Genomic DNA, 11,503 nt, shown 5'->3' with positions numbered 1-11,503 from the left:
TGGGACGGTGGGTGAGCGCACCGTGTGAGGGATGGTGGGCACATCACGAGAGCGGAACGTCCTGCCCGGCGCGGACGAAGACGGACTCGTAGACCAGCAGGGCGATCTGCACTGCCACACCGGCGAGGCCGAGGAGCCACACCGTCTCGGTCGCCCACCCGGTGGCCGCGACCGCGCCGCCGATCACCGCCAGGACGACGGCGCCGCCCCAGAACGACAGGGCGTACCGGCCGTGGGTGATCATGTGCGCGGCCGCAGCCGCCCCGGCGGTGGCATGTCTGCCGCTGTACTCACCGAGCAGCATCAGCAGATGCGCGATGGTGGCGATCGTCAGGGCCGCACCGATCAGCCGGATCCCGGTGGCCGAGGTGTCGGCGAAGACGGCGGCGATCGCGAGCGCACCGGCGCCGACCATGACCGCCTGCACCAGCAGGTGCCACAGCAGCAGCGGCGACTGCCACAGATCGCGGCCCTCGGCCTGACCGAACAGGAAGGCCGTGTAGCCGGCGACCATCGCCCCGGTCGGCAACGCCAGCCACGCGAGGACGGTGAAAGCGGTGTCGGAGTACTCGATGAGTCCCGATTCCACCCCGATCCCGAACAGCAGCCAGATCCCCGACACCGCCGCGAAGGATGCCAACGCGTAGGCACCGAGCACCAGCCACGAACGGAAGTTCGACTTGATCAGCAGGTAGTGGAACCGCTCCGGACGCTTGAGGTCCCAGATGAGCAGGCCGCCGGTCGCCGCCGTGCCGACCACCCCGAGGGCGGGCGCGACGATGGTGGTCAGCACACCGAGGTCGATCCCCAGCAGCACCGCGAGGGCGGCGACGACCAACGCCCCGCCACCGAGACCCTTGGCCCACAGATAGGTGGTGACCCGCCAGCCCCACGGTCTCGGATGGGCGGTGTTCATCGTGGTGCGGGCATGGCTGATCGGGTCGGATGCCAGATCAGCGGCGACCTCGAGGCGGTGCGGATCGGGGGTGGAGAACATGTAGTTGGAATCCACCGGGGCCGCGAGGGGATTGAGTACGGCCCGGTCCGCGCCCAGATAGAAGACGTTCGGACCGGTGTTCTGCTCGGGGGCCCGGACGGTGACGGGGTTGGTGTTGATCAGTTCGGAGATACCGCTGGTCGGGTCGTCGAGGTCGCCGACCCAGATCGAATGAGTCGGGCAGACCACCACGCACGCCGGCTCCATGTTGTTGTCGACGCGGTGCGCGCAGAAGTTGCACTTGGCGGCGGTGTGGGTGTCGTCGTCGATGTAGATCGCGTCGTACGGGCAGCCCTGCATGCAACTCTTGCAGCCGATGCACCGGTCCCGATCGAAATCGACGATGCCGTCCTCGCGCTTGAACAACGCCTTGGTCGGGCAGATCGCCACGCACGGCGCATCGGTGCAGTGGTTACAGCGCATCACCCCGAAATCCCGGGTGTTGTTCGGAAATATGCCCTGGTCGACATATTTCACCCAGGTCCGGAACTGACCCACCGGCACCTCGTGCTCGGTCTTGCACGCAACGGTACAGGCATGACACCCGATGCAGGTGCGCTGATCGATCGCGAATCCATACCTCATATCCGCAGACCGATCGCGCGGGCCTGCTCTCGGCCGGATTCGGTGAGCTTGTCCGGTGACCATGGCGGCACCCACACCCAGTTGATGGTGTGGTCGGCGACCAGGCCGTCGAGCACCGCGAAGACCTGGCCCTCGATGACGTCGGTCAGCGGGCAGGCCGGCGAGGTGAGGGTCATGTCGAGAATCGCGACGTCCCCCTCCATGCTTATCCCGTAGACGAGGCCGAGATCGACGATGTTGATGCCGATCTCCGGGTCGACGACGTCGGACAGTGCCTCCAGAATCCGGTCGGTCGGCACCGCTGTGCTGGCAGCGGCGGATTCATTCATCACAAGCTCCTTTTCTCGGATCGGTCCAGCGGAAGCCGAAAGGACGCAGGGTCGAACTTCGGTTCGACGGTGCGTAGGCGGTTCAGCAGTTCGGCGGCGTGTGGGGCGCAGAACTGCCAGGTCTGGCGGTCATCGATCCTGGAGACGAACAGGCTCGAGGTACGCGCCACCGGTGTCCGGCACACCGCGCAGACACGGGGCGTCGGCTCGCCGAGCCCGCCGGTCCACGCTGACCAGCACTCGCTGCACAGCAAGCCGGAATCGTCGCGCATCCCGGGATCGCCGGGATGGTACGAGAAACGCACGCCTGATCCCGGCATGTCCCCGGTGCCGGGGATAAGCCCAGGTAGCAGTCGATCACACATATCGCATCGCAGGTTGGACATCGTCATCGATCGGGTCCGTTCGTGCTTGACGAGAGCCATACTATATGAGAATCTTTGCATACAGATGGGACCTGGTTCACATTCGCATCACTTTTTGGATGGGGGTCACACGTGACAGAAGTCCTCGATTGCATTGGGTTGAACTGCCCGTTGCCGGTCGTCAAGACAGCCCAGGCGATCAAGAAGTTGCCGCCGGGATCGATGCTGGAGTTACTGGCGACAGATCCCGGCGTCGAACCCGACATGAACGCCTGGTCAAGGCGGACCGGTAACGAACTGGTCGGCATCACCAAGGATGGCGACGTCTTCCATGTTCTGATCCGTAAGGCGGGCTGAGCCGATGTGGACCGGTGAGGGCGAGTCGAAGGTTCTCTACGTTCAGACCCACGGGGTCAACGACCCCGGTCGCTGCGCCACGCCGTTCTTCCTGGCCGCCTCGGCGGCGGCGATGGACGCCGAGGTGATGATCTACTTCACCATGTACGGGCCGACCTTGCTCCAGCGCGATGTCATCGACAAAATCGGCCCCAAAGGAGACCGCGGCCAACCACTTTCGTATTTCATCGACCAGGCCACCGGACTCGATGTCCGGCTCCTGGTGTGCCAGCCCTCCCTGGACCTCAACGACCTGACACTCGACGACCTGATAGACGATGTCACGATGATCGGGGGGGCCGCGTTCAACGACCTCGCGATCACCGCCGACGCGGTGGTGAGTTTCTGATGACGGTGACACAGCCGATGCCGTCGGTGTACTTCAAAAGCCCCGATGTGGCCGGTTACCCCGATGTGCCGTTCGAGGAGAAGCAGCGGCTCTTCGACGAGGTCAAGTCCGACATCCGCTACAAGGACTACCTGTACGGCTGCTATGAGTGCGGGATCTGCGTCGCGGCCTGCCCCTCGGCACGGTTCTACGACTTCAGCCCGCGCCGCATCGCCCAGGCCTCGGCCCGTGAGGACGTCGAACTGGTCTATCAACAGATGCAGGAGGACATCTGGGAGTGCTCCCAGTGTTTCTCGTGTCTGCGCTGCCCGCGCGGCAACAACCCTGGCGGGATCATCACCATCATGCGGGAGGTCGCCGTGAACAACGGGCTGGCCTCGGCCAAGGAAGCCCTGGCCGGATACTCGCGGATCATCTACAAGATCATGTCCACCGGGACCCAGGTCTCGCCGGACATGTTGCAGCGCGACGCATTTCCGGACTGGGGACCGGAGACCGGCGACGTGTCGGAGAATCTGGATCTCTGGCGCCGGGCACTCCCGTCCGAAACCCTGCACACGACGTCCACCGGCTGGGAGGTCTCCGAGCGGACGCTGGTCGAGCTGTATCTCATCTGGCTGACGACCGGGGCGCTCGACATGATCGCCGAGATCGACCGGTCACTGCATTCCATTCTTTCCGAGCTCATGGAGGAGCTCCTCGAGGATGAAGGGATCGAGATATGACAACCATCCCGATCGAGGCGATCCGGTCGAAGAAAGCGGCCGGCTTCACCCGGACCGAAGGGCGCTATCCGGACTTCCGCGAAGAGCTCGACGAACTCGAGCGCGCGGGCGAGATCGTCGTGCAGCGCGCCACCGGCGACGTCGTGGAGGTTCCCACCAAATTCGGGCGGCCCAAGGCGATTCAGAAGGGCCACCTGTGGCATCACAAATCGTGCGGGCAGTGCGGGCACATCCCCGGCTACTCGACGTCGATCTTCTGGGTGATGCGCAAGCTGGGCTACGACTACCACGACCCCAAGGACCAGACCTCCTGCACGGCCTGGAACTACTACGCCAGCGCCACGTCGAACGCCGCGGCGCAGGCAGCGGTCGCGGTGCGGAACTTCGCCGCCGCCTATGAGACCGGCTACTACCCGTTGATCCACTGCGGGACCTCGTACGGGCACTACAAAGAGGTGCGCCACGAGTTGCTCGCCCACCCCGAGCTCCGCGCGGACGTCCGCAAGGTCATGGACAAGCTCGGCAAACCGCTGGTCTTGCCCGAAGAGATCGTGCACTACTCGGAGTGGTTTTACGCCATGCGCGACGAGATCGCCGCACACCAGGTCCGGGACCTGTCGAACATCGCGGTGACCGTGCACCCGGCCTGCCACTACTACAAACTCGTCGAAGGCGACGCGATCTACGACCCGGACATCTACGGAGGACAGCGCACCGCAGTGGTGACCGGGCTCGCCCAGGCCGTCGGTGCCGAGGTGCGCGAATACTCGACATGGTTCGACTGCTGCGGCTTCGGATTCCGCCACATCCTGGTGCAACGTGACTTCACCCGATCGTTCTCCACGCTGCGCAAGATCGAACGGATGAAGGAGGAGGCCGACCCCGATGTGGTGCTGACCCACGACACCGGATGCGTGACGACGCTGGACAAGAGCCAGTTCGCCGCACAGGCGCACGACCGCAATGTCGGCGTCGCGGTCCTATCGGATGCGCAGTTCGCGGCCCTGGCCATGGGCGCGCATCCGTACAAGGTGTGCCAGCTGCATTGGCATTCGGCCGATTACAGACCGTTGCTCCGCAAGATGGGCATCGATCCCGACGAGGCGTGGGCGGAGTTCCAAGAGGGAATCGCCAAACTCGAACGGGGCGAGAAGAAGTATCTCGACTGGGACGACATGGACTAGGGACGTCCATACCCGACAATCACATTGGAAACAATTCTTGCCGGAGGGCTCTCCGGCGGGATGAGTGCACCCTGAGGAAGCCATGGCATTCGACACCGTTGTCGTCATAGGGGGAGGTCCGGGCGGCCTGCGTGCGGCGCAGGGCATCGCCGAGGTCGGCACACCCGTCGTGCTGCTCGAGCGGACCGACGTCCTGGGCGGGACACCGATTCAGGAGAACTACGCGGGGATCACCCCACATGGCGAGGAGGCCGAACCGCTGCTGCGGCGTATGGCCGACCTGGTCACCGGCAACCCGGCGGTCGACGTGCGCATGCAGACCACGGCCACCGCGCTCTCCGGTGACCCGGGCGCCTTCCGGCTCGAGGTGACCGGGCCGGACGGTCCGGCGATCATCGAGTGCGGTGCGATCGTGGTGGCCACCGGATTCTCGCACTTCGATCCCGGCCGAGAGACACAGCTATATGGCTACTACGAGTTCGACGACGTGGTCACGCTGCCCGATCTCGAGTCGATGCTGAAGTCGCACAGCGTGGTTCGACCGTCGAATGGTGAACCACCGAAGAAGTTGTGCTTCGTACAGTGTGTCGGCAGCCGCGATCGCCAGATCGGCAACGAGTACTGCTCGAAGGTCTGCTGCGGGGTGGCCTCCAAGGAGGCGATCGAGGTTCGCCAACTGCTACCCGACTGCAAGGTCTACATCTTCTACATCGACATGCGCATGTACGGGTACTGGGAGAACGAGATCTACTGGGCGGCACAGGAGAAGCATCACGTCCAGTACGTGAAGGGCATCATCACCGAGGTGCTGGCCAAGGGTGATCAGCTGATCGTGCGCGGCGAGGACACCACGATGGGCCGGCCGATGGAACTGCTGATGGACATGGTCGTGCTGTCGGTGGGGATGGAGCCCTCGGCCGGTACCCGAGAAGTCAGCCGCACCCTGGGGATCCGTCCCAACAGATTCGGTTTCGTCGACGCGGTCGGCGGCCCACTGGACCCGGTCGCCACCAGCCGCGAGGGCATCTACGCCTGCGGTGCCGCACTGGGTCCGGCCGACCTCGAGGACACGGTGTCGTCGGCGGCGAACGCTGCGATGCGCGCGGTGGCGTTCATCCGCGGTCATGTCACGGCGGCGGCAGGGAGCTGAACCACCGATGATGCAGGACCAGGTTGTCGACACCCCCGCCGCGACGGAGTTCTTCGAGCGCGTACTGCAACTCTGCAGCACCGACGAGTTGGCGGCCATCGGTGCGGACCTGCAGCGCAAGTCCGCGGCCATGAGGTCGCTGGCCGGTGACGACCCGGCCACCGTCATGGATGTCGACAGCCTGCGCGAGTTGCTCGGCTGGGTCTTCTGCGCACGTCGCAAGACCAACAAGATCTTCGCACTGGTCGATCCCGCCGACCTCGCCACCGGTATCGCCGATCTCCTGCACGGGACCGGGGGAATCGTCACGCGCTATGACCGTTTCACCGCACTGCTCGAGCCACTACCCGAGATCGCCGAGGATCTGCCCGGCGAACTGCTGCACTTTCTCGATCCGGCACGGTACTGGCTGTGGACCCGGTGGATGTGGGATCCCACCGCCGAAACCGGTGCACTCGCCCTGGTGACCACCGACGACACCGACCTCGGTACGTGGGGATCGAGTCGCGGCGAGGTCTACCTGAACGTCGGCCGGGCCGTGGCCTTCGTGGAGGAGACCGGCAAGGCGGCCGGTTTCACCGACCTGGGCAGCGGACTGTTCGGCACCGATGTCTTTCTCGCCGCCGTGTACGGGATCTACCTGAACACCGTGCTGTCGATGCGGACGACCAGAGAACTGACCCAGATGCTGCCGGCGCTGCCCGAGCTGACCCGGCGGCTGCTCGGCGTGCACTACGCCCCGCACAGGAAGGCCTGACCATGCCGATCGGAGGACGCAAGGTTCCACCGAACGTCGTCGAATTCGACGTCGCCACGGTGGCTTCGACGATCAGCGGTCGCGAGGTCGAACTCACCTCGATGTGGAACCGCATGTTCGAACCGCGGGTGATCACCGACACCGGACCGGACGGCTTCGCCGAGCTCAACGCCCTGACCGGAGCCGAATCACTGGAACGCTGTTACGGCTGCGGCAAATGTGTGCCGGTGTGTCCGGTCGACGTGGTCGGCGAGTACGGGCCGCGAAAGCTGCACCGGAAGGTCCAGATCGGCGAGAACCTGCTGGCCAGTGACGAGTTGTGGATGTGCACCACCTGTGCCAACTGCCTTCGGGTGTGCCCGAAGGAGGTCAACATGGTCGAGATCATGCCGGCCGCGCGGGAAGAGGCGATCAGCCGCGGTGAGGTCCCGAACGAACTCACACAGGTATTCGAGGCGACCTTCCGGCAGGGCAACGCGATGGGAGCCAACCCGCGGCGGCGCGCGGCGTGGACCAAGAAGGCCGGGGTTCCGGTGCGGGAGTTGCCCAAGGACCCCGCCCCCGTGGACGTCCTCTTCTATGTCGAGGACTACTGGAGCTACCACCCACGCGGACAGGAGGCCGCCCAGGCGTTCGCACGCATCATGCACGCGCTCGGGGTCGACTTCGCGATCCTGGGCGCCGAGGAGAAGACGCTCGGCGACTCCCAGCGCCTCGCCGGTGAACGCGGACTCTTCGAGTCGCTCATGGAGGACGTCACCGCCACGCTGGCGAAATACGAGTTCAACCGGATCGTGACGCCCGACCCGCACGGATTCAACGCACTGGTGAAGGAATACCCCAAGCACGGTCACACCTACGACGTCGCCCACTACACACAGTTCCTCGCCCCGCTCGTGGATCGGCTGGAGCTCACCACGCCGATCGAGGCCAGGGTGACCTTCCACGATCCCTGCTACCTGGGCCGACACAACGGCGAATACGACGCGCCGCGCACCCTACTGCGTGCCATCCCCGGGATCGACCTGGTGGAGATGGGCCGCTGCCGCGAGAACGCCTACTGCTGCGGTGGTGGCGGCGGGGGCATGTGGCTCGACGGCTTCATGAGCGACAAGGTCTCCGAACGCCTCTCCGAACGCCGGGTGCGTGAGGCCGCCGAGTCCGGTGCCGACATCCTGGCGGTCTGTTGCCCCTACGAGGTGTCGCGTTTCTCCGATGCCGCCAAGTCCACCGGCAACGAGCACCTGCAGGTACTCGACATCGCCGAACTGCTCGACACCGCCATGGGATCACCGAAGGCGTGATGCGGATGCGGGTGATCGACTTCGGGACGGTGGAAACGCTACGCAGCCAGACGGTTTGGCATGCGGTCTGTCGATCCATGGGTGCCGGCGACGCGCCCGTGCTGTCGTTCGTGCGCCCGGATCGGCCCTACGTGTGCATCGGCTATCACCGCGACATCGCCGAGGTCGACACCGAGTACTGCCGTGCCGGCAGTCTGCCGGTCTACCGACGGATGGTGGGCGGCGGTCCGGTCTATTGCGACCCCGACCAGCTGTTCTTCCAGATCACCGTGCCCGTCGCACACCTTCCCGCCCGCCGGGCCACCGCACTGGCCAGGTTGCTGCGCCCCGCCGCCCGGGCCCTTGGCAGGTTGGGCGTCGACGCGGACCTCGACGCATTCGGCGAGATCAGTGTCGGCCCGGCCAAGGTGTGTGGGCACGGTGCCGGGCAACTGGGCGAGGCCGCGACCGTCGTGGGCAACCTCATCACCGACTTCGACCACGCACGGGCCACCCGGGTGCTGCGACTCGATCCCGACGTTCGAGACGTCGTGGCGCAGTTGATGCGTCGCTACATCGCGCCGACCGCCGTCAACCCCGCCGACTGGCAGGCCGCGATGGTGGCCGAGTACGCCGATCACTTCGGCGCCGACCCGCACGAGGACGGACTCACCGACACCGAGACCCGGGAAGTCCACCGGATGGACCGCCGTCTGCTCGACGAGGAGTACCTCACCGGAACGCCCGGCCCCGTCCGGCCCGTCCGCACCGTCAAGGTGCGCGCCGGGGTATGGGTGCACGTCTGGGGAGACGAGGCGGACCGCGTCGTGCTCGGCGTCGCCGACGGAAAGATCGAAATCGCCACCGGCCGCGAACATCTGGTCGGAATGGAAATCGACGAGGCGCGACGGGAACTGGAGCGCGAGCGGGAGGCCGCACCGCTCGTCTCGGCCATACGTGCGGCACACGCGGAGGTAGCATGACCACCCCACTCGAACTCGGCGGCTACGAGATCCGGCTGGACCGCCGCTACCACCCGGACACCCACCTATGGGTCCAGGAGGTCGGCGACGGGCGGGTGCGGGTCGGATTCGACGCACTCACCGCCGACACGTACGGTGCGCTGGCCCAACTGGTGATGTCGCCCGCCGGCTCCGCAGTCGGCCGCGGCGACGAGTTCGGCAGCCTGGAGGCCGCGAAATTCGTCGGCCCGCTCACCGCGCCGGTCTCCGGTGTAATCGCCGCGGTCAACGCGGAGGTACTGGCCGACCCCGAAACTGTGCTGCGTGACCCCTACGGGCACGGCTGGCTGGCGGAATTCACCGTCGCTGATGGCGTGGGAGATCTCCTCGAGGGCGAAGCGGCCCGAGAGTGGTTCGCCGACGAGGTGGCCGCCTACCGGGACAAGGGCCTGGTGGCGGAATGAATTCCACCGGTTTCGCGATCCGCACCCGCCACTTCGGCGACGTCATGGATTTCTATGCACCAGGCCTCAAGGAGTGGAGCACCCCGGAATGGAAGCCGGTGAACCCGAAGCGGTTTCTGCCGGTGTCGGTCACCGGCTCGGCCTGCGCGCTGTCGTGTGACCACTGCCAGACCAAGGTGTTGAGCGGTATGGCCGGCATCCCCACCGGTGAGAGCCTGTTCGACGTCGCCGCACGCATGAAGGCCGGCGGCAGTGAGGGAATCCTCGTCTCGGGCGGATCGACCCGGACCGGGGGAGTACCCCTCACACCCCACCTCGCCGACGTGCCGCGCATCCGCGAGGAACTGGGCATGAAGGTGATCGTGCATTCCGGGGTCGTCTCACCGAAACTCGCCGAGCGACTCGCCGCCGCCGGTGTGGACGGCGTGATGCTCGACATCATCGGCTCCGACGACACCATCCGCGACGTCTATCACCTCGACCTGACCACCGCGGATTTCGCACGGTCGCTGGCGGTGCTCGCCGACAACGGTCTGCGCATCATCCCGCACATCGTGCTCGGCTTGCACTACGGCACCTTCCGCGGCGAGTACCGCGCGCTGGAGATGGTGACCGAATACCCGGTCAGCACACTGATTCTCGTCGTACTCGTCCCGCTGGTCGGCACCCCGATGGCGCATCTGCCCCCGCCGGCCACCGAGGACGTCACCGCGTTCTTCGCCACCGCACGAGAAGCCGCACCCGCGATCCCGGTGAACCTGGGTTGCGCCCGGCCGATGGGGTCGGTCAAGGTCGACCTCGACCAGGCGGCCGTCGATCTCGGACTCAACGGGATCGCCTATCCGGCCGACGGGGTGATCGGCTACGCCGAGTCACGTGGCATCACGACAAATCGCTATGAGTACTGCTGCTCGCTCACCTGGGCCGGTGACGCCGAGAACGCCTACGCCGAAGTGCGGGTGAGCTGACATGACCATGTGGCAACTGCTCAGCGATGACGGGGCCGGTGCGGCCGAGGGTCTCGCGCTCGACGAGGCGTTGATGGCGCGGGTCGCCCGCGACGCCGCCACTCCGCGACCGACATTGCGGCTCTACACCTACGCCGATCACGCCGCGCTCGTCGGCCGCTATCAGACCCTGGACGCCGAGGTGGACCTGGATGCATGCGCGGCGACCGGCACCGCCGTGAGCCGGCGCGCCACCGGTGGTGGCGCGATCGTCATGGGCCGGGGCCAACTGGGCGTCGCCCTGGTCCTGCCGGCGGGGGCCGCATCGTTTCGGCAGCTGATCCCCGAACTCGGCGGCGGCGTCGTCGAAGGGCTGGGCCGACTCGGGGTGCGCGCCGAATTCGGCGGCAAGAACGACCTGCTCGCCGGCGGCCGCAAGATCGCCGGCCTCGGAATGTATCTCGACACCTCCGGCGCGCTGCTGTTCCACACCAGCCTGCTGGTCGATCTCGACATCGACTTCATGCTCCGGGTGCTGCGGATCCCGGCCGCCAAACTGGCCGACAAGGGCGCGGCTGCGGTCGCCGAGCGGGTCACCACCGTCAGCCGGGAGCTCGGACGCCCGATCGGCATGGACGTCCTCCGTGACGTGATCGCCGAGGGTTTCGCCGCGCGTTTCGGCATCACGTTGTCCGACGACGAACCCGCCGAGTCCGAGCGCACCGCCGCCACGGGCCTGGTGGTCAGCCGCTACGCCAACACGTCCTGGCTTGACGAACAGCACGCGCAGCCGGACGGCACCGGTAGCGCCACGTTCAAGTCTCCCGACGGGCTGGTCCGGGTCTTCGTCGCCGCACAGGGCTCCTTGGTCAAGAGCCTGCAGTTCGCCGGCGACTTCAATGCGGTCCCCGACGGGCTGCGACGGCTCGAACACACGCTGCGCTGGCGACACCTCAACGCCGACACCATGCATCACCTGGTTGCCGAGGTGAGATCGGCGAGCGGCACCG

At 66.3% G+C, this 11,503-nt stretch carries 14 protein-coding genes; 11 read left to right on the top strand and 3 right to left on the bottom strand.

Translation table 11 applies throughout. From position 1 onward, the window contains the following. Window positions 1–43: 43 nt before the first annotated feature. From GORHZ_RS13535 to GORHZ_RS13525, 3 genes are all read right to left on the bottom strand, one after another. Window positions 44–1,495 carry a 4Fe-4S dicluster domain-containing protein gene (locus GORHZ_RS13535; RefSeq protein ID WP_245551418.1) on the bottom strand — a complete coding sequence of 484 codons (1,452 nt, stop codon included), beginning with the start codon at window positions 1,493–1,495 and terminating at the stop codon, window positions 44–46. An 83-nt stretch (window positions 1,496–1,578) separates the two neighbouring features. Continuing rightward, entirely contained in the window at window positions 1,579–1,911 is a 333-nt protein-coding gene (locus tag GORHZ_RS13530) for a metal-sulfur cluster assembly factor (RefSeq protein WP_006333873.1), read from the bottom strand. Next, entirely contained in the window at window positions 1,911–2,216 is a 306-nt protein-coding gene (locus tag GORHZ_RS13525; protein WP_217998325.1) for a hypothetical protein, read from the bottom strand. The genes GORHZ_RS13530 and GORHZ_RS13525 overlap by 1 nt, the downstream gene beginning before the upstream one ends. Window positions 2,217–2,408: 192 nt before the next feature. On the opposite strand from GORHZ_RS13525, the gene GORHZ_RS13520 reads away from it, so the two are divergent. From GORHZ_RS13520 to GORHZ_RS13470, 11 genes are all read left to right on the top strand, one after another. Then, window positions 2,409–2,633 carry a sulfurtransferase TusA family protein gene (locus tag GORHZ_RS13520; RefSeq protein WP_006333871.1) on the top strand — a complete coding sequence of 75 codons (225 nt, stop codon included), beginning with the start codon at window positions 2,409–2,411 and terminating at the stop codon, window positions 2,631–2,633. Window positions 2,634–2,637: 4 nt separating this feature from the next. Further along, window positions 2,638–3,021 carry a DsrE family protein gene (locus GORHZ_RS13515; protein ID WP_006333870.1) on the top strand — a complete coding sequence of 128 codons (384 nt, stop codon included), beginning with the start codon at window positions 2,638–2,640 and terminating at the stop codon, window positions 3,019–3,021. Further along, window positions 3,021–3,746 carry a 4Fe-4S dicluster domain-containing protein gene (locus GORHZ_RS13510; RefSeq protein ID WP_006333869.1) on the top strand — a complete coding sequence of 242 codons (726 nt, stop codon included), beginning with the start codon at window positions 3,021–3,023 and terminating at the stop codon, window positions 3,744–3,746. Before GORHZ_RS13515 ends, GORHZ_RS13510 begins: the two co-directional genes overlap by 1 nt. Then, window positions 3,743–4,930 carry a heterodisulfide reductase-related iron-sulfur binding cluster gene (locus GORHZ_RS13505; protein WP_006333867.1) on the top strand — a complete coding sequence of 396 codons (1,188 nt, stop codon included), beginning with the start codon at window positions 3,743–3,745 and terminating at the stop codon, window positions 4,928–4,930. Before GORHZ_RS13510 ends, GORHZ_RS13505 begins: the two co-directional genes overlap by 4 nt. Before the next feature lie 82 nt (window positions 4,931–5,012). After that, complete coding sequence (locus GORHZ_RS13500) at window positions 5,013–6,080, top strand: FAD-dependent oxidoreductase (RefSeq protein ID WP_006333864.1); 1,068 nt, start codon at window positions 5,013–5,015, stop codon at window positions 6,078–6,080. Between the two features lie 7 nt (window positions 6,081–6,087). Beyond that, window positions 6,088–6,837, top strand: a complete 750-nt coding sequence (locus tag GORHZ_RS13495; protein ID WP_006333863.1) for a hypothetical protein — start codon at window positions 6,088–6,090, stop codon at window positions 6,835–6,837. A 2-nt stretch (window positions 6,838–6,839) separates the two neighbouring features. Continuing rightward, window positions 6,840–8,141 (top strand): (Fe-S)-binding protein, encoded by a 1,302-nt coding sequence (locus GORHZ_RS13490; protein WP_040531858.1) that lies wholly within the window; start codon window positions 6,840–6,842, stop codon window positions 8,139–8,141. Between the two features lie 5 nt (window positions 8,142–8,146). Then, window positions 8,147–9,103 carry a lipoate--protein ligase family protein gene (locus GORHZ_RS30865; protein WP_157205173.1) on the top strand — a complete coding sequence of 319 codons (957 nt, stop codon included), beginning with the start codon at window positions 8,147–8,149 and terminating at the stop codon, window positions 9,101–9,103. Continuing rightward, window positions 9,100–9,546, top strand: coding sequence for a glycine cleavage system protein H (locus tag GORHZ_RS30860; RefSeq protein ID WP_006333860.1), 447 nt, complete (start codon window positions 9,100–9,102; stop codon window positions 9,544–9,546). The genes GORHZ_RS30865 and GORHZ_RS30860 overlap by 4 nt, the downstream gene beginning before the upstream one ends. Then, entirely contained in the window at window positions 9,543–10,514 is a 972-nt protein-coding gene (gene lipS1 / locus GORHZ_RS13475; RefSeq protein ID WP_006333859.1) for a LipS1 family lipoyl synthase, read from the top strand. Before GORHZ_RS30860 ends, lipS1 begins: the two co-directional genes overlap by 4 nt. A gap of 1 nt (window position 10,515) precedes the next feature. After that, the coding region (locus GORHZ_RS13470; RefSeq protein WP_006333857.1) for a lipoate--protein ligase family protein at window positions 10,516–11,503 on the top strand (988 nt) is incomplete at its 3' end.

This window comes from Gordonia rhizosphera NBRC 16068 (assembly GCF_000298195.1).
Taxonomy (GTDB): domain Bacteria; phylum Actinomycetota; class Actinomycetes; order Mycobacteriales; family Mycobacteriaceae; genus Gordonia; species Gordonia rhizosphera.
The sequence above is the reverse complement of the archived record's forward strand: the minus strand, read 5'-3'. Positions and strand labels throughout refer to the sequence as shown.